25 protein-coding genes are annotated in these 25,142 nt (G+C 72.2%); 7 read left to right on the forward strand and 18 right to left on the reverse strand.

Going from position 1 to position 25,142, the window contains the following annotated elements:
* Positions 1-518: 518 nt before the first annotated feature.
* Complete coding sequence (locus ETAA1_RS26785; RefSeq protein WP_145243703.1) at positions 519-3,149, reverse strand: AMP-binding protein; 2,631 nt, start codon at positions 3,147-3,149, stop codon at positions 519-521.
* A gap of 112 nt (positions 3,150-3,261) precedes the next feature.
* Here ETAA1_RS26785 and ETAA1_RS26790 point away from each other — a divergent pair, with 112 nt between their 5' ends.
* Positions 3,262-3,534: a (2Fe-2S)-binding protein gene (locus ETAA1_RS26790; RefSeq protein ID WP_145243704.1), complete on the forward strand. Its 273-nt coding sequence runs from the start codon at positions 3,262-3,264 to the stop codon at positions 3,532-3,534.
* A 3-nt stretch (positions 3,535-3,537) separates the two neighbouring features.
* Here the strand turns inward: ETAA1_RS26790 and ETAA1_RS26795 are convergent, their stop codons facing one another.
* Both ETAA1_RS26795 and ETAA1_RS26800 read right to left on the reverse strand, forming a co-directional pair.
* Positions 3,538-4,920 (reverse strand): outer membrane protein assembly factor BamB family protein, encoded by a 1,383-nt coding sequence (locus ETAA1_RS26795; protein WP_238389308.1) that lies wholly within the window; start codon positions 4,918-4,920, stop codon positions 3,538-3,540.
* A 21-nt stretch (positions 4,921-4,941) separates the two neighbouring features.
* Positions 4,942-6,015: a DUF1559 family PulG-like putative transporter gene (locus ETAA1_RS26800; protein WP_145243705.1), complete on the reverse strand. Its 1,074-nt coding sequence runs from the start codon at positions 6,013-6,015 to the stop codon at positions 4,942-4,944.
* Between the two features lie 230 nt (positions 6,016-6,245).
* On the opposite strand from ETAA1_RS26800, the gene ETAA1_RS26805 reads away from it, so the two are divergent.
* Together ETAA1_RS26805 and ETAA1_RS26810 are read left to right on the forward strand one after the other, a co-directional pair.
* Positions 6,246-7,565 carry a coproporphyrinogen-III oxidase family protein gene (locus ETAA1_RS26805; protein ID WP_145243706.1) on the forward strand — a complete coding sequence of 440 codons (1,320 nt, stop codon included), beginning with the start codon at positions 6,246-6,248 and terminating at the stop codon, positions 7,563-7,565.
* A gap of 117 nt (positions 7,566-7,682) precedes the next feature.
* The gene (locus ETAA1_RS26810; protein WP_145243707.1) at positions 7,683-8,153 is read left to right on the forward strand and encodes a glycine cleavage system protein H; all 471 of its coding nucleotides are present in this window, start codon (positions 7,683-7,685) and stop codon (positions 8,151-8,153) included.
* A gap of 340 nt (positions 8,154-8,493) precedes the next feature.
* Here the strand turns inward: ETAA1_RS26810 and ETAA1_RS26815 are convergent, their stop codons facing one another.
* The 13 genes from ETAA1_RS26815 to ETAA1_RS26875 form a co-directional block, all read right to left on the reverse strand.
* Positions 8,494-9,840 (reverse strand): DUF1501 domain-containing protein, encoded by a 1,347-nt coding sequence (locus ETAA1_RS26815; protein ID WP_145243708.1) that lies wholly within the window; start codon positions 9,838-9,840, stop codon positions 8,494-8,496.
* Between the two features lie 53 nt (positions 9,841-9,893).
* Positions 9,894-12,293, reverse strand: a complete 2,400-nt coding sequence (locus ETAA1_RS26820) for a DUF1549 domain-containing protein (RefSeq protein ID WP_145243709.1) — start codon at positions 12,291-12,293, stop codon at positions 9,894-9,896.
* 198 nt (positions 12,294-12,491) lie between these two features.
* Positions 12,492-12,971, reverse strand: a complete 480-nt coding sequence (locus ETAA1_RS26825) for a hypothetical protein (protein WP_145243710.1) — start codon at positions 12,969-12,971, stop codon at positions 12,492-12,494.
* Between the two features lie 5 nt (positions 12,972-12,976).
* The gene (gene pth, locus ETAA1_RS26830) at positions 12,977-13,603 is read right to left on the reverse strand and encodes an aminoacyl-tRNA hydrolase (protein ID WP_145243711.1); all 627 of its coding nucleotides are present in this window, start codon (positions 13,601-13,603) and stop codon (positions 12,977-12,979) included.
* 83 nt (positions 13,604-13,686) lie between these two features.
* Positions 13,687-14,340, reverse strand: a complete 654-nt coding sequence (locus ETAA1_RS26835) for a 50S ribosomal protein L25 (protein ID WP_145243712.1) — start codon at positions 14,338-14,340, stop codon at positions 13,687-13,689.
* Positions 14,341-14,465: 125 nt separating this feature from the next.
* Positions 14,466-15,824 carry a sigma-70 family RNA polymerase sigma factor gene (locus tag ETAA1_RS26840; protein WP_145243713.1) on the reverse strand — a complete coding sequence of 453 codons (1,359 nt, stop codon included), beginning with the start codon at positions 15,822-15,824 and terminating at the stop codon, positions 14,466-14,468.
* 124 nt (positions 15,825-15,948) lie between these two features.
* Positions 15,949-16,479 (reverse strand): hypothetical protein, encoded by a 531-nt coding sequence (locus tag ETAA1_RS26845; protein ID WP_145243714.1) that lies wholly within the window; start codon positions 16,477-16,479, stop codon positions 15,949-15,951.
* Positions 16,480-16,515: 36 nt separating this feature from the next.
* Entirely contained in the window at positions 16,516-16,938 is a 423-nt protein-coding gene (locus ETAA1_RS26850) for a VOC family protein (protein ID WP_145243715.1), read from the reverse strand.
* Entirely contained in the window at positions 16,935-17,576 is a 642-nt protein-coding gene (locus tag ETAA1_RS26855) for a YciI family protein (RefSeq protein WP_145243716.1), read from the reverse strand. The genes ETAA1_RS26850 and ETAA1_RS26855 overlap by 4 nt, the downstream gene beginning before the upstream one ends.
* A 169-nt stretch (positions 17,577-17,745) precedes the next feature.
* On the reverse strand, positions 17,746-18,978 hold the full coding sequence (locus ETAA1_RS26860) for an RNA polymerase sigma factor (RefSeq protein ID WP_145243717.1): 1,233 nt from the start codon (positions 18,976-18,978) through the stop codon (positions 17,746-17,748).
* A 60-nt stretch (positions 18,979-19,038) separates the two neighbouring features.
* Entirely contained in the window at positions 19,039-19,959 is a 921-nt protein-coding gene (locus ETAA1_RS26865; RefSeq protein ID WP_145243718.1) for an SMP-30/gluconolactonase/LRE family protein, read from the reverse strand.
* Between the two features lie 39 nt (positions 19,960-19,998).
* Positions 19,999-21,426 carry a DUF1501 domain-containing protein gene (locus ETAA1_RS26870; RefSeq protein ID WP_145243719.1) on the reverse strand — a complete coding sequence of 476 codons (1,428 nt, stop codon included), beginning with the start codon at positions 21,424-21,426 and terminating at the stop codon, positions 19,999-20,001.
* Between the two features lie 64 nt (positions 21,427-21,490).
* Positions 21,491-22,321, reverse strand: a complete 831-nt coding sequence (locus ETAA1_RS26875) for an alpha/beta hydrolase family protein (protein WP_145243720.1) — start codon at positions 22,319-22,321, stop codon at positions 21,491-21,493.
* Between the two features lie 79 nt (positions 22,322-22,400).
* Here ETAA1_RS26875 and ETAA1_RS26880 point away from each other — a divergent pair, with 79 nt between their 5' ends.
* The 4 genes from ETAA1_RS26880 (at position 22,401) to ETAA1_RS26895 (ending at position 24,268) form a co-directional block, all read left to right on the forward strand.
* A complete protein-coding gene (locus tag ETAA1_RS26880; RefSeq protein WP_145243721.1) occupies positions 22,401-22,820 on the forward strand; it encodes an MBL fold metallo-hydrolase in 420 nt (139 codons plus the stop codon).
* A 3-nt stretch (positions 22,821-22,823) separates the two neighbouring features.
* Positions 22,824-23,126: a thioredoxin family protein gene (locus tag ETAA1_RS26885; RefSeq protein WP_145243722.1), complete on the forward strand. Its 303-nt coding sequence runs from the start codon at positions 22,824-22,826 to the stop codon at positions 23,124-23,126.
* A 74-nt stretch (positions 23,127-23,200) separates the two neighbouring features.
* A complete protein-coding gene (locus ETAA1_RS26890) occupies positions 23,201-23,725 on the forward strand; it encodes a GlcG/HbpS family heme-binding protein (RefSeq protein WP_145243723.1) in 525 nt (174 codons plus the stop codon).
* Positions 23,726-23,755: 30 nt separating this feature from the next.
* Positions 23,756-24,268 (forward strand): DUF1572 family protein, encoded by a 513-nt coding sequence (locus ETAA1_RS26895; protein ID WP_145243724.1) that lies wholly within the window; start codon positions 23,756-23,758, stop codon positions 24,266-24,268.
* 15 nt (positions 24,269-24,283) lie between these two features.
* Here ETAA1_RS26895 and ETAA1_RS26900 read toward each other — a convergent pair whose 3' ends face one another.
* Positions 24,284-24,697 carry a DUF2721 domain-containing protein gene (locus ETAA1_RS26900; protein WP_145243725.1) on the reverse strand — a complete coding sequence of 138 codons (414 nt, stop codon included), beginning with the start codon at positions 24,695-24,697 and terminating at the stop codon, positions 24,284-24,286.
* A 69-nt stretch (positions 24,698-24,766) separates the two neighbouring features.
* The gene (locus ETAA1_RS26905; RefSeq protein WP_145243726.1) at positions 24,767-25,111 is read right to left on the reverse strand and encodes a cupin domain-containing protein; all 345 of its coding nucleotides are present in this window, start codon (positions 25,109-25,111) and stop codon (positions 24,767-24,769) included.
* Between the last annotated feature and the right edge of the window lie 31 nt (positions 25,112-25,142).

The raw sequence follows: 25,142 nt of genomic DNA on the forward strand, positions 1-25,142 counted from the left end.
GATAGGAACCAAATGGACCTATCGGGTGAAGGGAAGTGACGAAAAGTTGACAATGGTTGTTACGGACATTGTCAGCGACAAGGAGCATGGGAATCTGGTTACAGTCTCATATCGATCTACGAAAGGTGAACCTGGTATTTGGGAAATTGTTTCGTTGGACGGCCGCCAGCTCTTGGTGCATCAACAAGGGCCATTTGAGTGTGTCCCCCCGATCCCCTGGATCCGCACCCCCTACCTTCAGCATGATAAGTGGGTCGTACAATATACCCTGTCGACTTCTTCGAGTAGCTTTGACTACGCCGCTCAGTTCGTGCAAGGCCCTGTTGCTCGCGTCGAAGTCCCGGCAGGCAAGTTTGAGGCGGTCCGCGTCCATGCAATCCGGGAGGGCTTCGGGCGAGGGGCACGAACCCGTTGGTACGCCAACGGAGTCGGTGTCGTGAAGGAAGTTGAAAAGGGCGGGGACACGCTCGAATTGGTTTCATTCGAGCCTGGGCAGAAACCGCGGTAGTGAAAGCCGCTCACCCCAGCTGCGCCCGGAGGAGCTTGTAGTCCGTCTTGCCGGTGCCCAGCACCGGCAGGCTCTCCACCCGCCGCACCTCGTCCAGCCGCATCACGCCGCGGAAGCCCTCCTCCGACAGGATCGCGTTCGCCTCCCGCACCGTCAGCGGCTCCGTCGTGAACAGCACCACCTGCCGGCCGCCGTCGCCGTCCGTCCCCTCCACCGCCACCCGCGGGCCGGCGTCCGTCGGCGGGTAGCGGCGCGTGAACGGCTCCTCCAGCGCCGGCAGCGAGATCATCTCGCCGCCCGCCTTCAGGAACCGCTTCAGCCGGCCGTGGAACACGATCGCCCCCGTCGGGTCCAGCGCCGCCAGGTCGCCCGTCACGTACCACCGCTCGCCGGCGATCACCCGGAACGGGTCCGCGGCGCCCTCCCCCAGGTAGCCGGGGAAGATCGTCGGGCCGCCCACCAGCAGCATCCCCAGCTGGCCCTGCGGCAGCACCGCGTCCGTCTCCAGGTCGGTCACGCACACCCGCACCCCGGGGATCGGGTCGCCGACCGTCCCCGGCTTCACCCGGCCCGGCACGTTCACCGACACCACGGGGGCGCACTCGGTGATGCCGTAGCCCTCCAGCACCTCGGCCCGCGGGGCGACGCGGGCGTAGGCCGCGAACAGCGACGGCGGCGCCTTCTCGGCCCCGGCCACCACCAGCCGCAGGGCGTCGAAGTCGCCCGGCTTCGCCCGCTCGGCCAGGAACCCCAGGAACGTCGGCGTGCCGAACACGATCGTCGCCTGGTACCCGGCGCACTTGCGGACCAGCGCCGCCGAGTCGGTCGGGTCCGGGTGGTGGACGACGCGCAGCCCCAGCACCAGCGGCATCAGCCCGGTGATGGACAGGCCGAAGCTGTGGAACAGCGGCAGGAAGCCGAGGATCGAGTCGGCGCGGGTGAAGTCCGCGACCGCGGCGATGCCGCGCTGCACGCTCAGGATGTTGTCGTGCGTCAGCGGCACCGCCTTCGGCGCCTTCTCGCTGCCGCTGGTGAACAGCACCACCGCCGGCTTGTGCGGGTCGGCCGCGGCGTTCGCCAGCAGCCGGTGCTTCACCGCACCGCCGAAGTAGCGGACGCGCAGCAGCCGCGACAGGAGTTCGACCTTCCCCATCTTCGCCCGCAGGTGTTCGAGGAAGATGAACTCGGTGCCCGGCACCTGCACCTGGGTGCGGTCGATGAACGCCTTCGACGTGACGACGTGGGTGAGGCCCATCACCTGCGCGGCGTGGCCGAGGTTGGCGGGGCCGGTCGTCCAGTTCAGCACCGCGGGGAGCTTGCCGGCGAGCATGATCGCCAGCAGCGCCGTGTCGCCGGCCACGGACGCCGGCAGCAGCAGGCCGACGCTCGCCGAGGGCAACTCGGCGAACCGCCGGCTCATCGCCCACGCCCCGACGACGAGGCGCTCGTACGTGACGCCGCCGGCGAGGTCGTCGGCGAGGATCACGTCACGGCGCTGCTTGAAGGCGCGCGTCAGGACCGCCTCCGGGATGGTGGCGCCCTCCACGGCCACGGGGTCGGCGCTGGTCGCGGGGTTGAACCACGCGGCCGGCGGCGGCTTCGGCGGGGCGCGGTCGAGGAGCCCTTCGGCGAGCGCCCACAGCTGCCCGAGCGTGGTCGGCACGGCGTCGCCGGTGAAGCCGAACTGGTGCTCCACCTTCAGCGTGATCTCCATGCCGTCGAGCGAGTCGACGCCGAGCCGGGCGAAGGTGGTGTCGGCGGCGTTCTCGCCGGGGTCGAGCGGCCGCTTCAGGTGCTCCTCGACGATGTGGGCGACGGCCTCCTTCGTGGCCGGCTTCACCTTCGACAGGTCGAGCCCGGCGGCAGTCTTCGGCGGCGGGAACTCGAACGTGCGCGGGCCGACCGCGAAGTGGTACGGGACGTAGGTCGGCGTCTCGGGCTTGCCGCCGGTGTCGGCGTTGAACCAGTCTTCGAGCCAGCGGTTGACGGCCTCGCGCGTCGGCTCGGGGCGCGTCCCCGGCGGGAACGCCTCGACGGTGATGGTGCCGCGGCGCCGGGGGGTGAACAGCAGCAGGTTCGCCAGCAGCAGGCCGACGCCGCGGAGGAGCTCGGCGACGAGGTGCGGCTTGCCGCGCGCCCAGCTGAGGCGGCTCCCCCACAGGCCGCGGGTGCGGACCAGCAGCACGGTGACGTTCGGCACGGCGGCGAGGATGTCGGCCGCGCCGCGGGCGCCGCCGAGGTCGGTGCGGCCGTCGTGGGTGAGGTGGCCGCTGGGCCACACGATGACGTTGTCGCCGGCCTTCAGGGCGTCGATGGCGGTCTGCACGGCGGCGGCGGCGCGGTCGCGGGTCTCGGCGCCGATCTGCGCGGTGTCGGGGACGCGGATGGCCCGCAGCAGCCAGGCGAACGGGGCGAGGGCCGGGTTCTGGAAGTGGGTTTCGAGGAGCATCGGCCGGAAGTTCAGCCGCGCCCACAGGTGCGCGAAGACGTTCGGCGGCTCGCAGAACCCGGGGTGGTTCGGCATCACGAAGAACGGCCCGGGGCCGCGGGCGGCGTCGAGGCCGGTCACGGCGAGGCGGTAGCGGAGGGCGAGGACGGCGCGGGCGAGCACCCAGACCACCCACCGGACCGGACCGAGCATGTGTCACCCCGGGGTTCGACGGGGCCAGTGTATCGCGGCCGGCCGCGGCGACCCGTGGGCGGGGGGTTCCCGGCCCCTTCCGGGGCCCGGCCCGCCGCGGTACGATGACCCCATGAACCCGGACGACAAGGTCTGCCTGTGCTTCCACGTCACCCGGCGGAAGCTGGTGAACTGGACGCGGCTGCACCAGCCGCGGGTGCCGAGCCAGCTGTCGGCGTGCGGCGGCGCCGGCACCGGGTGCGGGTGGTGCATCCCGTTCCTGAAACAAATCTTCCGCCAGGAGGCCGCCCTCGACGCCGTCTCCGCCGAGGAGTACGCCCGCGGCCGGGCCGGGCACGTCGCCGCCGGCAAGGGCACGCCGCCGCCCGGCGCCGAGCCGGCATAGGCGTCACCGGCCGGGGCCGCGCACGCAGATCAGCTCGGTGCCGGTGCGGGCGAAGAAGCCGCCGTCTACCGCCGCCACCCCGTACACCACGTCGCCGACCGCCGAGTACCGGGCGGCGTCGCGCTCCTCCGGCGAAACCGGCGGGCCGCCGCCCGGCCCCTTCCCCTCCGGCGGCCGGGGGAGCGTCGCGGCGGCCTGCTCCCGGGCCTCCGCTTGCCGGCGGGCGAAGTCGGCCGCGCCCCAGAAGCGGTTCGCCGCCACCTTCTCGAACTCGGGGCCGGCCTTCAGCACCGTCGTCACGCCGTCCCTGCCGAAGAAGTAGACGTGCTCGCCGGCCCCCACCGGCGTCGCCCAGCACGGGTTGTCCAGCCGCTCGGCGTACCGCTCCGCACCGGTCGCCAGGTCCACGCAGTGGACGAGGCCGGCCTTGGTGACGAAGTAGGCGTGGCCGCGGTGGACGAGCGGGCTGGCGTGGTGGCTCACCACCCGCTTCAACTCCCACTCCGGCTCGAAGGCGAGCTTGCTGCCCGTGGCCGCGAGGCGGACGCAGCCGTTCGACGGCGCCGCGGCGCCCGCCTTCGCCCGCCCCTCGCCGGCCCCGAAGACCACCAGGTCGCCGGCCACCGCCGGCGACGGGATGTTGTTCCCCACCAGCCCGCCGAGGGTGGCGAGCTCCGCCCCGGTGGCCGCGTCGTAGGCGTCGAGCGAGCCGCTGCTGCTGACCACGACCGCCGGCCGGCCGCCGACCCGGGCCGCGACGGGCGATGTCCACGACGACCGGCCCTTGCGGTCGGCCTTCCACACGGTCTTGCCGGTCGCCTTGTCCAGCGCCACGAGGTACGACGGCTCGCCGTCGTCGATCAGGATCACGACCGCCGCGTCCGTCTGGGCGGGCGAGCTGCCGACGCCGTGGTTGTTCTTGAACGCGCCGTAGTCCTTCGTCAGCGACCGCTGCCAGCGCACCCCGCCGGCGTGCGTGAGGGCGACCACGTCGCCCGACTCGAAGAAGGCGACCACGCCGTCGGAATCGGCCACCGGCGTCGGGGCGGCCCGGCTCATCATCGGGTTGTTCTTCCCCTTCTGGCCGGCGGCGAACTCCTTCGCCCACGCCGCCCTCCCGGTGGCCGCGTCCACGGCGACGACGAGCAGCTTCTCCTTCTCGGCCCCGTCGACGGCGGTGACGTACACGCGGCCGTTCCACACCACCGGCGACGACTGGCCGTACCCCGGCAGCGGCGCCCGCCACGCAAGGTTCTCGGTCGGCGACCACGTCAGCGGCAGGTTCTTGGCGGCCGAGGTACTTGTGCCGTCGCCGCGGAAGCCGGGCCACGCCGGAGCCGGCGTCGGGTCCGCGCAAAGCAGCAGCGGGAGCAGGAACAGGTTCACGGGTGGGGTCTCCGGGTGGGTTTAGTAGTCGCTACCGCCGACGGTCTCGCCGCCGGCACGGGTGGCCAGCGCCCGCCACGCGGGGAGCGCGATCGCGTCGCGGACGAAGCGGACGCTGCCGTCGCCCAGGCACACGTTGACGCCACCGGCGAAGGTGCTCCGGGCCGACAGGAAGCCGATGCCGTGGGCGGTCGCGTCCGGCTCCGGCGAGTTCGGCGGCAGTGCGGCGGTGAAGCCGTTCACCGAGGCGTTCGCCCAGATCCACGACCCGCCCCGGTTGCCCCGCCACGACGTGGCCGTCTGGTAGTCGGCGGCCCCGATCGGCGGGCTGGCCCCGTAGCCAGGGTTGGCCCCGCCCGGCCCGGTGAACAGCCCGCGGCCCGACAGGCTGCCCGTCTGCCGCCGCCGCTCGTCCGGCGTCAGCTCGGCGAACGGCTTGGTCTGGTTCACGTTCAGCCCCAGCAGGCACTGCGACAGGAACAGCGTGTTCGAGGTGCCGTCGGTGATGTCGCCGAACTTCAGGCCGGGGCCGTAGAAGAACATGCCGTCCGACGGGAACCGGGTGTCGTACCCGTTCGGGGCCGCCGCGCCGGCCCCGGCGAGCCCCGAGCCGAGGTTCACGACGTAGCTGGTGCCGGCGTGGGTGCCGCCGCCCGAGTTGATGGTGAACAGCGGCGGCTGCGCGTCGCCGGGGCAGAGGAACGTCTTCAACACGGTCGCGGCGGCCGGGGCGACCGCCGGGTTGAGCTGGAACGACGCCGTCGGGAAGACGCCGACGAACAGCGGCTGGGTCGTGTCGATCTGCTTGCCGAGCGGCTCCTGCTCGATGTACGGTAGCAGCTGCGCGTGGACCGAGTAGCCGAACGAGGTGGCGTTCGCCGCCCCGGCCGCCTTCATGCCGGGCAGGCTGCCGGTGGCGCTCTCGAAGGCGTGCAGGGCGAGGCCGAGCTGCTTCAGGTTGTTCTGGCTGGAGGCGCGGGCCGCGGCCTGCCGCACCTTCTGCACGGCCGGCAGCAGCAGGCCGACCAGGATGGCGATGATGGCGATGACGACGAGCAACTCGATGAGCGTGAACCCGAGACGACGGCGGAGCATGGCTGAACTCCTGAGCCGGACCGTGCGGACCAGTTCGGTTACACAAAGTAATACATCATGGCCGACGGTTATTCTTTGTAATACGAATCGCAGGGGTGTCAAGTTCGGCCCGCGGCTCGCCGGCGCGCGTTGGTGCGAAGCCGGGCCGGCGTAAGGGTTTGCCGCGCCGGCGGTATCCCATCTGCTCCGTCGTGCTACAACAGACCTGTGACCCCCGGGCAGGGCCAGAGATGACCGCCGTCGAGCAAGAGAAGACCGGCCTCGGCAACTACTTCATCGCCAACTACCCGCCGTTCTCGTTCTGGAAGCCGGCGCACGTCGCCGCCGCCCGCGACGTGCTGAACGCGCCGCCCACGCCGGGCACCCCGCTCGGGCTGTACCTCCACATCCCGTTCTGCCGCAAGCGCTGCAAGTTCTGCTACTTCCGCGTCTACACCGACAAGAACGCCAAGGACATCGAGACGTACCTCGGCGCCCTCACGAAGGAAGTGGAACTGCTGGCCGCGACGCCGGTCGTGGGCGGCCGGCCGCTCGACTACGTGTACTTCGGCGGCGGTACGCCGTCGTACCTCAGCGCCGCCCAACTCGACAGCCTGATGACGCGGCTGAAGCAGATCATGCCGTGGGACCAGGCCCGCGAGGTGACGTTCGAGTGCGAGCCCGGCACGCTCCAGCGGCACAAGCTCGAAACGCTCCGCGCCCAGGGTGTCACCCGGCTGTCACTCGGCGTCGAGAACTTCAAGGCGGAGATTCTGCAGTACAACGGCCGCGCCCACCTCGAAGAAGAAATCGACCGGGCCTACGGCTGGGCGCGCGAGATCGGCTTCCCGCAGATCAACATCGACCTGATCGCCGGCATGGTCGGCGAGGACTGGGACAACTGGAAGCGGTGCGTCGAGCGGACCATCGGCCTCGCCCCGGACTGCGTGACGATCTACCAGATGGAGCTGCCGTACAACACGGTGTTCTCGAAGGAACTGACCGTGATCGGCAACGACGAGCCGAGCCTCGGCGTGGCCGACTGGCCGACGAAACGGGCGTGGACGAAGTACGCCTTCGCCGAGCTCGAAAAGGCCGGCTACACCGTGTCGAGCGCCACGACGGTGGTGAAGGACGCGAGCAAGACGAAGTTCGTGTACCGCGAGGCGCTGTGGCGCGGGGCCGACATGTTCGGCGCCGGCGTGGCGTCGTTCGGGCACGTCAACGGCGTCCACCTCCAGAACCTCGACACCTGGGAGACCTACACCGAGGCGCTGGCGAAGGGCGAGCTGCCGCTGGGGCGGGCGTTCCCGACGGTGGAGCGCGACCGGCTGGTGCGCGAGGTGGTGCTGCTGCTGAAGACCGGCAAGCTGGACGTGGGCTACTTCCGCGCCAAGTACGGCGTGGACATCCGCGACACGTTCCGCGAGGCGTTCGCCAAGCTCGAAGCCGACGGCTGGCTGACGGTCGGCGCCGAGTCGGTGGACTGCACCCGCGACGGCCTGATCCAGATCGACCGCCACCTGCCGGCGTTCTTCGACCCGCAGTACGTGAACGCCCGATACACCTGACCCGCCCGAAGCCAAGATTTTAGACAGGATAACCGGATGAACGGGAGACCGATCCGAAGACACCGTCTTGGTTCGGTCTCCCGTTCATCCGGTTATCCTGTCTAAAATTCGGAAATCATGCCCGACGCTCTCACCTTCCTGATGGGGAACCACCCGGCCGAGCTGCCGGGGGACCGCCTCTACTGCAAGAACCACATGTGGTGCCAGCCCACGCCCGACGGCCCGCTGCGGGTCGGGTTCAGCAGCTACGCCGTGCGGCTCATGCAGGACGTGTACTTCCTCGAATGGCGCACCGACCCGGGCCTCGTCACGCTCAAGCAGGAGATCGGCTTCATCGAGACGCAGAAGGCCACGTCCGGCCTGTACGCGCCGCTCGCGGGCCGCGTCCTGCGCTTCAACCCGGCGCTGCTGACGGACCCGTCCGGGATCAACGCCGACCCCTACGGCGCCGGCTGGCTGTTCGAGATCGACGCCGACCCGACCGGGCACACGCTCGACGTGGCGGGCTACTACGCGCACCTCGAAGCCGGCTGGGAGGCGACCCAGCGAATGCTCAAGGGGCAGGTCAACAGCATCGAGGATGAGTAACGAAGAACGCCCGGGGGTGGGCGTCCCCCGGGCGTTCCGTGCGAGTCGAACCCCCTGACTACTCACCACGACGTTGAAGCATCGCGGCGGGCCGGCCGCCGGGTTTTCAGGCCAACGGCCTGACAGCCCTCAGCCCAGGGCAACGCCCTGGGTTCGCGGCACGAACCACCCCCAGCCTGAAGGGCTGGGAGCCGGCTCGCAGGCCTTCAGCCTGCACGGCCATTCGCACCCCGTACCCAGGGCGGCGGTCGCTGACGCTCCCTTGCCCCGGGTTGAGGGCTGTCAGGCCGTTGGCCTGAAAACCCGGCGGTGCATCGGCGACAGGTCTTCGAGACCGCGATCACCCGATCAGCTTCTCGACCACCCGGCCTTCGCGGAACAGCTGGATCGGCCGGCCCGTCGTGGTCTGCAGCTCCGTCTTCGGGTCGATCCCGAGCTGCTGGAAGATCGTCGCGCCGATGTCGTCCGGCGTCGTCGGGTCGACGTTCGGGGCCATGCCCGAGGCGTCGGTGCTGCCGTGGACGTAGCCGCGCTTGATCCCGCCGCCGGCCAGCACGCACGCCATCGACCGGGCCCAGTGGTCGCGGCCGGCGTTCTTGTTCACCCGCGGGGTGCGGCCGAACTCGCCGGCGCACATCACAATCGTGTCGTCCAGCAGCCCGCGCTGCTCCAGGTCGGCGACCAGCGCCGCCAGCACCGTGTCGAGCGTCGGCATCAGCCGGGTCTTGTGGGCCTGGAACGTCTGGCTGTGCGTGTCCCAGCCGCCGATGCTCACGGTGGCGAACCGCACCCCGGCCTCGATCAGCCGGCGGGCGGCGAGGGCGCTCTGGCCGAACGGCGTGCTGCCGTAGCTCTCGCGCACCGCGGCGGTCTCGCTGGCCAGGTCGAACGCCTTCTTCGTCTTGTCGGAGCGGAGGATGTCCAGCGCCTGCTGGTGGAACGTGTCGAGGCCGTCCACGAGTTCGCTGCTGCGGTCCACGGAGCGGAAGCCGTTGTCGAGGTTCCGCAGCAGGCGGTCGCGGTTCTCCAGGTCCGTCAGGGTGATGCGGGTGCCGTCGAGGCTGATGCCGCGGACGCGGAAGCTCGGGGCGCCGCCCGGCCGCCCGGCCGCGGCCCCGCCGCCGCCGTTCCCCTCGATGACGAACGGGTTGTACCCGGTGCCGAGGTAGCCCGACAGGCTCGCCACGTTCCCCTGGCCGAAGGTGACGTACGGGGGCACGCCGACCTCGGTGGTCAGCAGCTTCGACGCCAGCGAGCCCATCGACGGGTACTGCAGCGCGGCGGTCGGCTTGTTGCCGCTGGTCATGAAGACCGTGGCCGGGCTGTGGCTCGGGATGGTGTGGTACAGCGACCGGACGACGCTGACCTTGTTCCCCTGCCGGGCCATCTTGGGCAAGGTCTCGGCGAACTGCATGCCGGCGGCGGTGGTGGGGATGGACTTGAACTCGCCGCGGATGCCCTCGGGGGCGTCGGGCTTGTTGTCCCACATGTCGATGGTGGCGGGGCCGCCGCTGAGCCACACGAGGATGACGCCCTTGGCGCGGGCCGCGGGGCGTTCCGCCGGCTTCGCGCGGGCTTCCGACGCGAGGACGCTCGGGAGCGTGAGGCCGAGGAGGCCGGCGCTGCCGATGGTCAGCATGTCGCGGCGGTGGAAGCCCTCGCAGTCGGTCCGGGTCAGGTCGGCCATCGCTCGGTCTCCGGGTCGGGGTTACAGGCGAGTCTGATTCGGGGGTATCGGGCTCAGTGATTCAGGATGAACTCGCGGGTGTTGATCAGCGCCCACACCAGGTCCGTGGTCGCCTCCAGGCGCGTCCGCGCCGCCCGCACGTGGGTCAGCGACGACGCCTTCTCGTCGGCCGTCGGCCGCCGGCTCAGCGTCGCCAGGAACGCCTCCTCCACCAGCTCCTCGTCGCTCAGCTTGGCCTTCGCCAGCTGCTGCACGCGGCCGGTGCCGGCGGCCAGCTTGTTCGAGATCGTCGGGTCGGTCATGCGGAACAGCGTCTGCGGCAGGGCGGGCTCGGCCGAGCGCTCGCAGTCGCAGGCGGTCGTGCGCGGCGGCCGGCCGAAGATGCGGAGGGCGTAGGCCACGTTGCCGTTCAGGCGGCTGGAGCCCACCTCCACCATCTTCGTCCCCGCGGGGGCCGCGTCCTGACCCGCGAACTGCTCGTCCACCCCCAGGGCGCTGTTCAGCACGTCCACCACCTGCTCCGCCAGCAGCGGGCGGATGTAGCTGTGGCTGAAGTTGTTCTTGTCGAACTTGTTCGAGTCGTTGGTCTGGAACGACAGCCCGTAGGTGCGGCTCAGCAGGACCGTGCGCTCCAGCTTCCGCACGTCGTAGCCGGACTTCACGAAGGAGTCGGCGAGCGCGTCCAGCAGCTTCGCGTTCGTCGGCGGGTTGGCCAGCGAGAAGTCGTCCACCGGGTTCACCAGCCCGACGCCGAAGTAGTGCGCCCACACCCGGTTCACGAAGCTCTTGGCGAAGAACGGGTTGGTCGGGCTCGTGACCCACTCGGCCAGCTTCACCCGCGGGTCGTCGCCGCCGACGAACACCACCCGCTCGCCGCCGAGCACCCGGGCCGGGGCGATCTTGTTCGTGCCGGGGTTCTTCGCCTGCTTCACCTGGGCGGAGTTGAAGACCTCCTTCACGAGCAGGAACTGGTTGTTCGCCTTCTTCCCGCCCGCCTCGGCGGCGGTCTTGCGGTCGGCGTTCTCCTTCGCCGCGGCGTCCTTCACCGCCGGGGCGCTGTACTGGTTGTTGGCGAACGTGACGGTGCCGAAGATGTTGGCGAAGCCCCAGTAGTCTTCCTGCGTCCAGCGGTCGGTGGGGTGCTTGTGGCACTGGGCGCACTCGAGCCGCACGCCGAGGAACGCGGCCGCGACCTTCTCGCTCCAGGCCTCCACGGGCTGGGCCTGCTGGCGCCGCCAGAACAAGTCCAGCGTCGGCTTGTTCGGGTAGTCGGTGCCGTACCCGTTCGTCTTTTCCGCCTGCTCGTCCACCCGGCGGGTGAACGCCACCCACTCCTCCGGCGCCCTCCCGTCCAGGCTCGTGGCCGTCAGGATGTCGCGGACGGTCTTGTCGTAGGCCACGTTGTCCTGCACCCGCTTGCGGAGCCAGTCGTGCCACATCTGGCTGCGGCGCTGGGCGGTGTTCTGCGGCTGCTCCAGGGCGGTCGTGTTGTTGCCGGTGATGTCCGAGAGCTTCGTCGCCCACACGGCGGCGTGGAGCGGGTGGGCCAGCAGCTTGTCCACCAGCTTCTCGCGCTTCCGCGGGTCCGGGTCGGCGGCGAACGCCTTCACCTCGGCCGCGGTCGGCAGCTGGGCGATGGTGTCGATCGTCACGCGGCGGAGGAACACCTCGTCGGACGCGGGGCCGGACGGCGTCATGTTCAGCAGCCGCAGCTTGTCGAACACGAGGCCGTCGACGAAGTTCGCCGGCTGCGGGAAGGTGGCGGGCGCGCCGGGGGCCGGCACGATGACCCGCAGCGCGACCACGGCCCCGCGGTAGAGGATCGTCAGCCCGGCGTCGCCCGGCTGGCGGGCCGTGACCCGGCCGACGGCGTCCACGCTGGCGATGGCCTCGTCGCTGATCTTGAAGTCGCAGAACGGGGTGATGTCTTCGCTGGTGCCGTCGGCGAAGGTGGCGGTCACCTTCACCTGCCGGCTCTGGTCGGCGGCGACGACGGCGAAGTTGTCGGGGGTGACGGTGAGCTTGGCGATGGCGCCGCTGCCGGGCGTCCAGCGGGCGCCGCCGGCGACCCACTCGCGGAACACGGCGTACACCCAGCTGTCGCGGCCGAAGCGCATCCCGCCGTCGTGGGCCACGGAGCCGACCGCCTTTTGCAGCAGCAGGCTGTCGTGCGGCTGGAGCACGTTGACGCGGCGGCCGAGGTTGTCGCGGGTGAGGGCGGCGTGGTCCATCGCGGGTTCGTAGCCGAACAGCGACAGGCGGAAGCCGTTCTTCCCCTGGAACGAGCCGTGGCAGCCGCCGGTGTTGCAGCCGGCCTTCGAGAGCAGGCCCATGACGTGCCGCTCGAAGTCGACGTGCCGGAGGGTGCCGCCGGTGGGCAGCGTGACGTCGGCGCGGGCGGCGGGGGCCAGCGCACAAACGAGAGCGGCGGCGAGGAGCCGGGGGGTGGTCATGACGAACGGCGCCTGGCAGGAGCGGGCGGCGGGTGCGAGCGGGCCGGTGGGAAGGCAATCGGCTTATCGGTATTCAACCCGTGCGAGTCCCCAAAGTATCGTCCCGTGTTCGGGAAAGTGCAAGAAAAATGAGCGGCGTCGTTTCCCGTTTCTGGCACGGAAGTTGCGCCGCCAGATGCACATCGATTCCGCTCGGATTCACCTCGCAACCTCGACGTGTGGCCGGAGTTGATCGACGAGTTGCCAGGCGTTCGGGGTGGCGCCGTGGAGGAACACCCACCCCGCCCCATCGAATCGCACCCACCAGCCCAGCAGCCCCCGCCGGCCGCGGGACTCCGTCAGCGACCGCAGTGCGCCCACGGGCCGGGTGACACACCCCCGGGCGGGCGCCTCGATCACCACCTCTGCCCCGTCGAACGCGAACCGGGTGACGGTCAGCCGCGGCAGCCGCCACCACTGCCAGTAGCCGATGCCGACGAACACTCCCAGAATCGCTAGCCCGGCGGGGAGGCAGATCCACAACTCGGGACTGTCCTTCCGCCGTGGGCCGACGGCGAGCAGCCCGACGAGGATCATACCCCCGCCCATGAGCAGTAACGGGAACGCGACCGACACCACGAGGGCCGCCTCGGCGAGGCGGTCCAGGACCGGGGTCGGCGCTCGTTCTCCGCGGAGCATCGCCTTTATACCTCCGGCTCGGCGGGGCGCGAGAGCTTCGGCTTCTTCTCCTTCTTCGGCTGCTGCGGGTCGTCGCCGCCGTTGAACCGGTTCATGCACTCCTCGACGCCCGCCGTCGCCCACACCACCGCCGCCTGCGCCGCCTTCGCCACCGCGTCCGCGGCCGCGGCGCGCTCGGCCGGCTTGAACCGGCTCAGCACGAAATCGACCGCCTCGCCCTCCGCCGGCTGACCCACGCCGATCCGCAGCCGGGCGTAGCCGTCGGTGCCGAGCTGGTCCTGGATGTTGCGCAGGCCGTTCTGCCCGCCGTGGCTCCCCTTCGCCCGCACCCGCAGCTTCCCCAGCGGCAGGTTGAAGTCGTCGCAGACCACCAGCAGTTGCTCGACGGTCAGCTTGTAGAAGTCGAGGACGGCGCGGACGCTGCGGCCGCTGAGGTTCATGAACGTGAGCGGCTTCACGAGCAGCACGGCCTCGCCGCCCTCCTGCCGCTCGGCGACGAACGCCTCGAACTTCTCGCGGAACGGCGACGTGCCCGGCGCCGCGGCGAGGTAGTCGATCACGTCGAAGCCGACGTTGTGGCGGGTGCCGGCGTACTTGGGCCCGGGGTTGCCGAGGCCGACGATGAGCTTCATGGGAGGTGTCGGTGGCTCGGGGCTTTGCCGCTTGCGGCTTAGCGCTGGGCAGCGCTAAGCCGCAAGCGGCAAAACCCGGCTCCTTACTTCTTCTTCTTGTCGTCGTCGGCCTCGTCGTCGGCCTTCTTCTCCTTCTTGATCACCTCGGGGCCGGTGCCCGGCTCGGGGACCACCGCGACCGCCGGCTCGGCGCCCGGCAGCTTCAGCTGCACCACCACGGCCTCCGGCGCTTCCAGCACCGTCACGCCGGCCGGGAGCGCCAGCTCGCGGACGTGGATCGGCGCGCCGAGCGTCAGCCCGGTGATGTCGATGCGGATCGACTCGGGGATGGCCGTCGGGCTGCACTCGACGTGCAGCGTGTGCAGCGGCTGGTCGAGCACGCCGCCGCCGGTCTGCTTCGGGCTGTTCCGCAGCTCGACCGGGATCGTCACCCGCACCCGGTCCGACGCCGACACGCGGGCGAAGTCCACGTGCAGCATGTGCCGGCCGAGGTGGTCCCACTGCAGGTCGCGGACCAGCACCGTCTCCGTCTTCCCGCCGACGTCCAGGTTCAGGACGCGGGCGTGCTGGACGCGGATCAGCCGGTCGAGCTCGTCGGCGGCGACGGACACGGCCACGTTGGCCTCCTTGTGCCCGTACACGATCGCCGGGACGCGCCCGGCCTTGCGGAGCTTGCCGGCTTGGCGGCTGCCGGACCCCGTGCGGGGTTCGGCCTTCAGCGTCGCGGTCTCGGCCATGTCGTGCCCCCGGCGGCCGGCTACCCTCCCGCGTGCGCGGTACTCTCGCCGGCCGGAGTGATGGAAAACGAACGCGGAGCGGCCGAACGGGCCGCTCCGGCGCACGTGCTGAATAGCACGGGTAATTATGGTTCGTACGCGGGGGCGCGACAAGGGAGCTGACGGAACGTGCAGACGCCGGCCTTGCCCCCGCCCCCGGCGTCGGACTTCGCCGGCGGCGGGGCCAGTTCGTCCACGTCCACGGCGGCGTCGTCGAACTCGCGCCACACGCCGGCGACGGTCCGCACCCGGCCGCGGACGTTCACCGTCTTGAACCCGGCGTCGCGGCAGGCGCCGAACACCCGCGGCGGCAAGGTGGGGTTGACCGCGTAGGCCGCGTCCCACACGTCCACGCGGACGCGGGGCGGGCGGGCCGCGGCGGTGCGGGCCGCGGCGAGGTAGCCCTGCAGCCGGTCGGTGCTCGTGAACAGCGCCGGCTCGCCGATCGGCCCCTGCGGCCCCACGTCCACGGCCCGCAGCGGGATCGCCCCGTAGGTGCCGCCGACGACCACGTCGATCTGCCGGGCCGGCGGCAGCTTCACCACCTCCCCGCTCGGCGCTTCCGCGCACGCGTCGACCCGTGAGGCCGCCGGCAACCGCCCGGAACTCGACGCCGCCGGCAGCACGACCGGGGTGGGCGCGGTGACGAGCTCGGCCGGCGGCCGGCCCGCGGCGACGAACCCGTAGCCCGACGCGGCCAGAACCAGCAGCACGCCCGCGGCCGCCGGCGTCTTCACCGCCCACGACCCGCGGGCGAACCCGTCGGCGAGGCGCACGGCGACCGGCGACGGCCCCACGCCCGCCGCCGCGCGGGCCGTGGACGCCGTCAGCGCGAGCGGGATCGGGGTGGCGCCGGCGACCAGCGCCGCGGCCGGGTCGTACCCGCGCAGCCGGGCCTTCAGCTTCGTCAGGCCGCGGGCCAGGAGGGAGGACAGCGTGCCTTCGCGGCAGCCGAGCTGCTCGGCGGCGTCGCGGCGGCTCCAGCCTTGAAGGTGGCACAGCACCAGCGGCGTCCGGTACTTCTCCGGCAGGGCCAGCAGCGCCGCGTCGAGGTCGAGCCGCAGCTCGGCGGCGTCGGGGTCGCCGGCCAGGTCGGGCGGCGGGGCGTCGAGGTGGGCGAACCGGCGGGCGTTGCCGCGGCGCAGCGTGCGGGCGGTGAGCACGGCGACGCGGTACAGCCACGGGCCGAGCGGCTGGGCGGGGTCGAGGCCGGCGCCGCGGCGGGCCAGCACCAGGAACGCGGCCTGGAACGCGTCGTCGGCGTCGGGCGGGTTCGGGAGCATCCGCCGGCACGCGGCCCGGACGACGGGGCCGTGCCGGCGGACGAGTTCGGCGAACGCCGCCTCGTCGCGGTCGTCTGTGAAGGCGGCGAGGAGTTCGCCGTCCGAACGGGTCTTCGCCGCCGCCGGGAGGAGCCGGGCGAGCGGACCGGCAATTGGGCTCATGACCGTATCTTGCCGGCGGCGCCTCGGCGCGTTCAGGTTTTTTTCGGAATTGTGGTTTGGCTCGGATTCCGCCGCTTGCGGCGTAGCGATTTGCACCGCTACGCCGCGAGCGGCGGAAGAACGGTTACTTCTTGCGCACCAGCTTCATGGTGCCGCAGTGGTCCGGGGCCGGCTTGCCGTCCACCCAGGCCACGCCCGAGATCTCGACGTGGTCGGCGTCCACGAACGTGTACGTGGCGTCGTGCATGTGCATGTCTTTGGTCACGTCCAGGTTGGTGCCGCCGGTGAACTTGAACTGCAGCTGGTTCGGCGGCGACTTGGCGTCGAGCTTCAGCCGCGGCTGGTTGCCGAGCATGCAGTAGTGGGTCATCACCACGTCGGCCCCGTCGCGGTGGTACACCGACACCATCTCCATGTCGGTGCCGGGGAACGACGTCTCGTGGACGGTCGACCCGCCGGCGATGACCCGCACCACCGACACCACCTTGGCCGTCGGCTTGCCGTCCTTGTCGGCCTCGACCCACGTCCCGGCCATGCCCTTGAGCTTCTCGAACGCCGGGTGCGGCGCCGGCGCCTTCGGCGCCGGCGCCTGCCCGCTGGCGCCCGTGCCCAGGGCCAGCACCATCACCACGCCGGCCGTCATCAGTCGCGTCATCGTCGTCTCCCGTGGAAGGATTGAACCGGAACACACTCACCCGGCCTGGCCGGGGACCATCACCATCCAGTCGACGCCGAACTTGTCCTTCACCATGCCGAAGCACGGCGACCAGAACGTCGGCGTCAGCGGCACCCCCACGGTGCCGCCAACCGCCAGACCGTCGAACGCCTTCCGGGCGGCCGCCTCCGTCGGCACCGTCAGCGCCAGCTGGAAGCCGTCGAAGTTGGTGCGCGCCTCGCGCCCGTCGGACGCCATGAGCCGGGCGCCGCCGACCGTCAGCGAGGCGTGCATCACCTTGTTCTCGAACCCCGGCGGCAGCGACCCCTCCGGGTGCGGCTCGGGGCTCTGGTCGAACCGCATCACCATCTCGACCTCGGCGCCGACCGCGTCGCGGTAGAACGCCAGGGCCTCTTCGCAGCGGCCGCCGAAGAACAAGTACGGGGTCAGCGCGGTCATCGGGCCTCCGGGGAAAGCGTGGCACGGACGGGGGTAAGGTCGAACAGCGGGCGCGTTTCGACGGCGCCGGTACGGGCGGCCGGGTGGTCCGCGGCCGAGCCGCCGACCGACACGCTGCCGAGCTGCGCCGCGGCGGCGTCGAACGGGCCGTCGGACACTTCGCGCACCCCGCCGCGGACGCGCACGCAGGTGGCGGTGTCGGCCGGGCGCAGGCGAACTGCGGCGGTCGCGTCGGCGGCCGCGGCGGAGTCGCCGTAGCCGAGCAGCGCCACGGCCCCGGGCGGCGGCTGCGGCTCGCCGCGGAGTTCCAGCACGGGGCGGATTTCGATCGTCCCCTTGCGGGCCGGCGGCAGCGCCGCGGCGACGGCGATGGCCTCGTCGAGGTCGGCCAGGTCGAGGAGGAAGAAGCCGCCGAGGTGCTCGGTCGTCTCGGCGAACGGCCCGTCGGTGACGAGCGGCCGGCCGTCGCGGACGCGGGTCGTGCTCGCCGTGGACGCCGGCAGCAGCGGCGACGCGGCGAGGTACTTCCCCTGCGCCGCGAGCCGGTCGCAGGCGGCCAGCGACTCGACCATGCAGTCGGCGCGCTCGGCGTCGGTCCAGTCGGCTTCGCAGCCGTAGGCGAGCAGCAGGTAGTGCATCGCGGTTCCTGTGTTTCCGCCGCTTGCGGCGTAGCGATGGGCCGCGCCAAGCCGCAAGCGGCGAAGCCCCGAGCCCCAATTTCACCCCGTTGTCGATCGGCCCCCGCGCGGATCGACAGCCGCGCGAATTTTCCCCGCGCCGGCCGCGTGGAGGGATGTGGCACGACCGTCAGAGTTGATTCAACCGCTTCAACAGGAACCGCCGCTCCGGCTCCTGCCGGGCGAGCTCCAGCGCCCGCTCGTAGGCCGCCCGCGCCTCGACCGTGCGGTTGAGGCGGCGCAGGAAGTCGGCCCGCGCCGCGTGCGCCAGGTGGTACTCGGTCAGCTCGCCGCGTCGCAAGATCCCCTCGACCAGCACCAGCCCCGCGGCCGGGCCGTCGCGCATCGCCACCGCCACGGCGCGGTTCAGCTCCACCACCGGCGACGGGTTGAGCGCGAACAGCCCGTCGTACAGCGCCGCGATCCGCGCCCAGTCGGTCGCCGCCGGCGTCGGCGCCGCCGCGTGCGCCGCCGCGACGGCCGCCTGAAGCGCGTACGGCCCCGCCGGTTCCGCCGCCACCAGCGCCCGCCCCTCGGCGATGAGACCGGCGTCCCACGCGGCGCGGTTCTGGTCCTCTAGCAGGATGATGTCGCCGGCCGGCGTCGTGCGCGCCCGCCGGCGCGACTCCTGGAGCAGCATCAGCGCCAACAACCCGACCGCTTCCGGGTCCGGCAGCAGCTCCACGACGAGGCGGCCGAGGCGGATCGCCTCGCCGGACAGGTCGGCGCGGGTGGCGGCGGCGCCGGCGCTGGCCGAGTAGCCCTCGCTGAACACGAGGTACACCACCGCCAGCACCGGCCCGAGTCGCTCCGGCAACTCCGCGGCCGACGGCAGCGCGAACGGAATGCCGGCGTCGCGGATCTTCGCCTTCCCGCGGACGATGCGCTGCGCCATCGTTGTCGGCGACGTGAGGAACGCGGCGGCGATCTCGTCGGTGGTGAGGCCGCACACCTCGCGGAGCGTGAGCGGCACCTGCACGGCGCGGTCGATGGCCGGGTGGCAGCACGCGAACACGAGCCGCAGCCGGTCGTCCTCGACGGCCGCCTCGGCGCGGGCGGTGTTGGTCGCCGCCACCTCCGAGAGCCGGCCGGCGAGCTCGGGCTGGAGCTCGGCGAACTTGCCGCGGCGGCGCAGGGTGTCGACCGCCTTGAACCGCCCGGCGGAGACGAGCCACGCCCGCGGGTTGTCGGGCACGCCCTCGGCGGGCCAGCGTTCGACCGCCGCGGCGAACGCCTCGTGCAGGGCTTCTTCCGCGAGGTCGAAGTCGCGCACGAGCCGCACCAGCGACGCGAACACCCGGCGGGCGTCGGCCCGGTAGGTGGCGTCGATGACGGCGCGGACGTCGGCCGGCGGGGAAGACATGAGGGGGAAGGTAACGCCGCCCCCGGCGCGGCGGTAGGTCAGTAGAGTGGCTCGGCGCCGTCAGGGCTTCGCCGCCGGCGCCCCGGCCAGCGTGAGTGTCACGCGGTACAGCGACTTCCCGGCGGTGACGTACAGCGTCCGCCGGTCCGGCCCCGCGAAGCAGCAGTTGTTCGGGTCTTCCGGCGTCGGCAGGAAGCCGAGCTTCTTGCCGTCCGGGGCGAAGAAGTGAATCCCGCCCGCCGCCTTCGCCCCGGCCGTCGCCACGACCGTGCCGTCGGCGGCGACCGTCATGCCGTCGATGCCGCGCTCCTTGCCGAAGTCGTGCAGCACCCGCCGCGGTCCGACCGAGCCGTCGGCGGCCAGCGGGAACGCCACCAGCGCCCGCGAGCCGCTCGCGTCGCCGCTGTGGTCGGACACGTACAGCGTCTTGCCGTCGGGCGAGATGACGAGCCCGTTCGGCTTCCGCACGTCGGTCGTCACGCGCGTGACCTTGCCGTCGGGGTCGACGCGGTAGACGGACTCGTGGTCGAGCTCGCGCGGCTCGCCGCCGACGTAGCGCGGGTCGGAGAAGTAGACGCGGCCCCGGGCGTCGAGCGTCAGGTCGTTCGGCGAGTTGAACCGCTTGCCGTCGTACTTGTCGGCCAGGGTGCGGACGGTGCCGTCCGCCTCGGTGACGCTGACGCGGCGGTTGCCGCCGGTGTTCGCCCCCTCGCAGGCGATGAGGCGGCCCTTCGCGTCGAACTTCAGCCCGTTGGACCGGCCGGACGGGTCGCGGAAGGCGGTCGTCTTGCCCGTCTTCGGGTCGAACTTCATGACGCGGTTGCCGATGTCGGAGAAGTAGACGCACCCGTCCGGCCCCTCGGCGGGGCCTTCGGTGAACTCGCCGTCGCCCCACAGCTTCTCGAGCCGGGCGCCGGGCGTGACGAAGGTGGGGAGCGGGTCGGCCGCCGGGGCGGCGAGGGCGATCAGCAGCGGGAGCATGGGTCACCTGGGAGTACGCCGCTCGCGGCGGTGCGGGGTCTACCCTAACAACTGCGTGATCGGGCGACCGGTCGCCAGGGTGTACGGCTTCCCCTGGCCGTCGTGCAGTTCCGTCGCCGGGTCGATGCCGAGGGCCGCGTAGATCGTCGCCGCCACGTCCTCCGGGCTCACCGGGTTCTCGCGCGGGTACGCCGCCGTCCGGTCGCTGCTGCCGACCACGGCGCCGCCCGGCACCCCCGCCCCGGCGAACAGCACCGTGTAGCAGTACGGCCAGTGGTCGCGGCCGTCGTTCTTCGACGCCCCGGCGCCGCTGGTGACGAACCCCACCTTCGGCGTCCGCCCGAACTCGCCCATCACCACCACCAGCGTCTCGTCGAGCAACCCGCGGACGTGCAGGTCGTCCAGCAGCGCCGACAGCGCCCGGTCGAACGGCGGGCACAACGACCGCCGCATCAGGCCGAAGTGGTCGCGGTGCGTGTCCCAGGCCTGGTCGATGCGGCGGCCGGTCATCACGGTCACCAGGCGCGTGCCGGCCTCGATCAGCCGGCGGGCCAGGAGGAACGTCTGGCCGATGTGCGGCAGCCCGCCGAACTTCCGTGCTTCGAGCCCGCGGTCGCTGCCGGGGTCGGTCCCGTATCGCTCGCGCACCGACTGCGGCTCGCGCGCCAGGTCGAAGGCGGCGCGCGTCTCGGGGGAGGTGACGATGTCCACGGCCTGCCGCTGGAACACGCTCATGCGGCCGGGCGCGTCGGAGTCGCCGAGGCGGGCCACGGCGCGGTCGAGGTTCTGGCGCAACCCGTCGCGGCCGGCGAGGCGGTCGAGCGGCACCTCCGGCAGCAGGTCGAGGCCGGGGACGCGGTAGCCGGGGAGGCTCGGGTCGCCGGCCACGAACGGGTCGAAGCGCGCGCCGAGGAACCCGGCCGACTGGCCGGCGATGTCCACGCCGTTGTTCCACTGCAACTCGGGCAGGTGCACGAACGCCGGGAGCGGCTTCCCGACCGGCAGCAGCTTCGCGGCGACGGCGCCGAACGGCGGGAAGTTCTGCGGCCCGTCGGCGACGACCAGCTTCGAGCCGTCCGCGGGGTGGCGGCCGGTGAGCATGTAGTACGCGCCGGCGTTGTGGTCGTTCACGCCGTGCCGGACGGACCGCACCTGCGCGACGTGGTGCATCACGCGGGCGGTCATCGGCAGCAACTCGCCGACGGTGACGCCGACGGCGCTGCTGCGGATGGGGCGGAACTCGCCGCGCACCTCGGCGGGCGCGTCCGGCTTCAAGTCCCACAGTTCGAGGTGGCTCGGGCCGCCGTCCATGAAGATCAGGATGCACGACTTCGCGCGGCGACCCGGCCGCGCTCGCAGGAGCGCCGGCAGCGACAGGCCGCCGACGGCGATACCGCCGACGCGGAGGAACTCGCGGCGGGAGGGGCCGGAGCAGAGGCGGGCGGGTCGGCCGGCGAGGGAGAGCATACCCGCGAGTGTAGCCGACGCGCGGGGGCGGTCGCAACGGCCGGGCGGGGGCTCGCGGGCGGGGTCACTTTCCAGCGCCGAGCGCGGCGTCGAAGAACCGCACGACGGGCGTCACGTCCGGGAGCCCGTGCGGGTGGTGGTCCTGGCCCGGCTTGACCACCCGCGTGACCGGGCCGCCGAGCGCCGCGTAGCGGTCGTACACCAGCCCCGAGTTCTCGGCGTGCGGCACGACCGTGTCGCGGTCGCCGTACACGAGGAGGAGCGGGATTTTCGCCTTCGCCAGCGGGGCGAGGTTGTCCACCGGGTTCGCCCTGGAGGCCACCGCCTCGGCGTCCGTCTTGAAGTCGTAGGCGGCCAGCAGCTTCTTCCACTCGGCCGCGCTCCCCTTGCCGGTGCCGAGCTTCATCGGGGCGCCGCCCGGCCAGCTCTTGAAGTCGCACACGGCGTTGTCCAGGTACACCGCGAGCGTCTTGTCCGGGTGCGCCGCCGCCCAGTTCATGCAGTACAGCCCGCCCCGCGACAGGCCGATCAGGCCCGGCCGCGGGTGCATGCCGTACTCCTTCACCATCGCGGCGTGGAACGCCTCCCAGTGCCGGACCGCCTTCGGCGAGCCGAACAGGTCCGGCGCCTTCAGGTACGCGAGGTGCCACCCGGCCTTCACGAGGGCCGCGTCGGCGTCGGCGAACGCCCCGAAGAATTCGCCGCGCCACACCCACGGCCGGCCCGGCAGCGGCGCGGGCGGCACGACCACGGTGGCGTCGAGCCCGTTCACCTTGAAGTCGTGGCGGGCGAACGTCTGCCACTTCGTCGGCGTGCCGGGGAACGGCCGCGGCCCGGCGGCCGGGGCGGCGGCCGCGAGCAGCGCGAGAATGACGATCGTGACGGGGCGGGTCATGGGGCCACCGGGGACGGCGGGGATCGGGCCGGGGTTAGTCTACGCACCCCACGGACTCCCCCGGCAGGCCCGCGGCAACGTGCTCCGGGACTGCGTCCCGCCGCTCGACGCGAAGTGGGTGGTGCGGCCCGACCCCGTGGTGACATTCTGGGACGGCGACACGAAGCCGCTCCCGGGCGGGCTGACGCTGGTGAAGACCGGTGGCCACTTCGCCGGGTTCCAGGTGCTCCACTGGCCGGCCGGCGCGGCGGGCCGGGGCGTGCTCCTGTGCGGCGACCAGCCGTACGTCTGCGCCGACCCGCGGTGGGTGAGCTTCATGTACTCGTACCCGAACCTGATCCCTTTGGGGCCGGCCGCGATCCAACAGGTGGTGCGGCGCCTGGCGCCGTTCGCGTTCGACCGGCTGTACGGGGCGTTCCCGGGGCAGTTCGTGGGGTCGGACGCGAAGGGCGTGGTGCGGCGGTCGGCGGACCGCTACCGGACGCGCATCGGGGGGTGAGCCGTGTTGCTCGAAGAGTACAACTTCAAGCGCGAGGTGCTGGACGCGCCGGGGCCGGTGCTGGTGGACTTCTGGGCCGCGTGGTGCGGGCCGTGCCGAACCATGAACCCGGTCCTGGCCGCGCTCGCCCGCGACTTCACCGTCTGCAAGGTGAACACCGAGACGAACCCGCAACTGGCGGCGAAGTTCGGCGTGTCGGCGATCCCGCTGCTGCTGGTCTTCCGGAACGGACGGGTGGTGCGGCGGTACGAGGGCGTCACCCCCGAGGCCACCCTCCGGGCCGACCTCACCGCCCTCGGCGGGTGACGCGAGGGCGGTCGAGTAGAGTAACCCCGGCCGCGCCGCGCCTACCACCCCCCGCCTCAGCCGTCGAGGTCGTCATGCCGCTCTCCCGGATCGCGTTCCTGACCGTCGCCCTCGCCCTGGGGGCGTCGCCCGCGACCGCGCAGGAGAAGTCGCCGCTGGTCGTCCGCGGCCGGGTGCAGCTGAACCTCGCGGGGGCCGAGGCGGTGCTGGCCGCGGCCCAGAAGAAGGCGGCGGCGATGGGGCTGAAGTGCAACGTCGCGGTGGTGGACGACGGCGGGCACCTGCTGGCGTTCGCCCGGATGGACGGGGCGCGGCCGGCGAGCGTGAACACCGCCCTGATCAAGGCGATGTCGGCGGCCACCTTCCGCCAGGAGACCGGCCCCCTCCCGGCGAAGGGCGAGCCCGACCTGCACCTGAGCCTGTCCCTCCAGACCGCGAGCGGCGGCCGGGTGACGACGCTCAAGGGGGGCGTGCCGATCGTGATCGACGGGCAGGTGGTGGGCGGCGTCGGGGTGGGCGGCGGGACCGGCGAGCAGGACGCCGAGGTGGCGAAGGCCGGCATCCAGGCCCTGCTCGACGCACTGCGCGACAAGCAGTAAGGCGGGTCACGCACGGAATCGGGGAACGACATGACCGACGACACGGCGGCCCTGGTGGGCCGGGAACTGGCGGACGAACTCGGGCAGGCCCTGGGCCGGATCGAGCACTGCCTCGGCCAGCTGACCGACGCCCAGGCGTGGTGGCGGCCGCGGGCCGACCTCAACAGCGTCGGCAACCTCGTCCTGCACCTGACCGGGAACGTCCGCCAGCTGATTTGCAGCGAACTGGGCGGTGCCCCCGACGCGCGCGACCGGCAGGCCGAGTTCGACGCGCGGGGGCCGGTCCCCCGGGCCGACCTGCTGGCCGGCCTGCGGGCGGCGGTGGTCGACGCCGCGGCGGTGCTCACGGGGCCGGCGGCGGCCGACTGGGCGCGGGCCTGCTCGTTCCGGGGGCAGCCGGCGACCGCCGTCGGGCTGGCGGTCCGCAGCGTGGCCCACTTCCGCGGGCACGCCCAGGAGGTCATCCACCTGACCCGGACGGTCCTGGGCGACGCCTACCGGTTCGCCGGCCCGCCGCCCGGCGGAACGACCCGCGCCGGGTGACGAGCGGGCCGCGGCTCACGACCCGCCGCCCGCGTCCCGCTTCTCCCCCAGGTCCGTCAGGTGCACGTCGAGCGCCCGCACCGAGACGCGGATTTCCTCGGCGGAAATCCCCAGCGACACCATCATCAGGATCAGAGCGGCAGAGAAGACCACCTCCGCGGCCCCCGTCCGGTTGAAGAACAGCAGGAACATCGTCACGGTGCAGCAGAACAGGCTCAGCACGCCGGCGAGTTGCATGTTGCGGATCAGCCGCAGCCGCCGCTTGAGGTTGTGAATCTGTTCGAGCAGCTTCCCCTCGTGCGACTGGCGGTAGCTCCCCTCCAGGCTGCGGACGAGCGAGGCCAGCCCCAGGAAGCGGTTGGTGTAGGCCAGCAGCAGCAGGGAGACGGCGGGGAAGAGGAGCGACGGGGTCTGGAGGGTCAGTTCCACGGGCGGCTCCGGGGCGGGACGGGTGTCGGGCCGGGGCGTCACCGGGCCGTGCGGCGGCGTGTCCCCGGCTCAGGCCCCGGGCCGAGGTCCGCCGTCGACGACCGTCAGGAGCAGCGACCCGTCCTCGACGCCCCGGACCGAGTGGGGCTCCCCGGCCGGCAGGCAGAGCAGGTGCCCGGCCCCCAGGTCGTGCGTCACCCCGCCGGCGGTGAACGCGACCCGCCCCTCCAGGCAGTGGACGACGAGGTCCCCCTTCGCCGCGTGGGTCGGGATCTCCTTCCCGGCGGGGACGACCAGGCGGACGACGGTCACGGCCCCGGCCTTCACCAGCGTCGCCGTCCCGGCCGCGGCCAGGGCCGCTCCGAGCGGGCGGACGTCCACGACTTCCCCGGGCTTCGCCGGCGGGCCGGGCATGGCGGCTTCTCCTCGCGTGACGCACGGGGCC

The organism is Urbifossiella limnaea (assembly GCF_007747215.1).
In the GTDB taxonomy this organism is placed as follows: Bacteria; Planctomycetota; Planctomycetia; order Gemmatales; family Gemmataceae; genus Urbifossiella; species Urbifossiella limnaea.

Coding starts and splice junctions, on each gene's coding strand:
- ETAA1_RS26785 (WP_145243703.1), bottom strand. CDS start 3,149: ATGCTCGGTCCGGTCCGGTGGGTGGTCTGGGTGCTCGCCCGCGCCGTC.
- ETAA1_RS26790 (WP_145243704.1), top strand. CDS start 3,262: ATGAACCCGGACGACAAGGTCTGCCTGTGCTTCCACGTCACCCGGCGG.
- ETAA1_RS26800 (WP_145243705.1), bottom strand. CDS start 6,015: ATGCTCCGCCGTCGTCTCGGGTTCACGCTCATCGAGTTGCTCGTCGTC.
- ETAA1_RS26805 (WP_145243706.1), top strand. CDS start 6,246: ATGACCGCCGTCGAGCAAGAGAAGACCGGCCTCGGCAACTACTTCATC.
- ETAA1_RS26810 (WP_145243707.1), top strand. CDS start 7,683: ATGCCCGACGCTCTCACCTTCCTGATGGGGAACCACCCGGCCGAGCTG.
- ETAA1_RS26815 (WP_145243708.1), bottom strand. CDS start 9,840: ATGGCCGACCTGACCCGGACCGACTGCGAGGGCTTCCACCGCCGCGAC.
- ETAA1_RS26820 (WP_145243709.1), bottom strand. CDS start 12,293: ATGACCACCCCCCGGCTCCTCGCCGCCGCTCTCGTTTGTGCGCTGGCC.
- ETAA1_RS26825 (WP_145243710.1), bottom strand. CDS start 12,971: ATGCTCCGCGGAGAACGAGCGCCGACCCCGGTCCTGGACCGCCTCGCC.
- pth (WP_145243711.1), bottom strand. CDS start 13,603: ATGAAGCTCATCGTCGGCCTCGGCAACCCCGGGCCCAAGTACGCCGGC.
- ETAA1_RS26835 (WP_145243712.1), bottom strand. CDS start 14,340: ATGGCCGAGACCGCGACGCTGAAGGCCGAACCCCGCACGGGGTCCGGC.
- ETAA1_RS26840 (WP_145243713.1), bottom strand. CDS start 15,824: ATGAGCCCAATTGCCGGTCCGCTCGCCCGGCTCCTCCCGGCGGCGGCG.
- ETAA1_RS26845 (WP_145243714.1), bottom strand. CDS start 16,479: ATGACGCGACTGATGACGGCCGGCGTGGTGATGGTGCTGGCCCTGGGC.
- ETAA1_RS26850 (WP_145243715.1), bottom strand. CDS start 16,938: ATGACCGCGCTGACCCCGTACTTGTTCTTCGGCGGCCGCTGCGAAGAG.
- ETAA1_RS26855 (WP_145243716.1), bottom strand. CDS start 17,576: ATGCACTACCTGCTGCTCGCCTACGGCTGCGAAGCCGACTGGACCGAC.
- ETAA1_RS26860 (WP_145243717.1), bottom strand. CDS start 18,978: ATGTCTTCCCCGCCGGCCGACGTCCGCGCCGTCATCGACGCCACCTAC.
- ETAA1_RS26865 (WP_145243718.1), bottom strand. CDS start 19,959: ATGCTCCCGCTGCTGATCGCCCTCGCCGCCCCGGCGGCCGACCCGCTC.
- ETAA1_RS26870 (WP_145243719.1), bottom strand. CDS start 21,426: ATGCTCTCCCTCGCCGGCCGACCCGCCCGCCTCTGCTCCGGCCCCTCC.
- ETAA1_RS26875 (WP_145243720.1), bottom strand. CDS start 22,321: ATGACCCGCCCCGTCACGATCGTCATTCTCGCGCTGCTCGCGGCCGCC.
- ETAA1_RS26890 (WP_145243723.1), top strand. CDS start 23,201: ATGCCGCTCTCCCGGATCGCGTTCCTGACCGTCGCCCTCGCCCTGGGG.
- ETAA1_RS26895 (WP_145243724.1), top strand. CDS start 23,756: ATGACCGACGACACGGCGGCCCTGGTGGGCCGGGAACTGGCGGACGAA.
- ETAA1_RS26905 (WP_145243726.1), bottom strand. CDS start 25,111: ATGCCCGGCCCGCCGGCGAAGCCCGGGGAAGTCGTGGACGTCCGCCCG.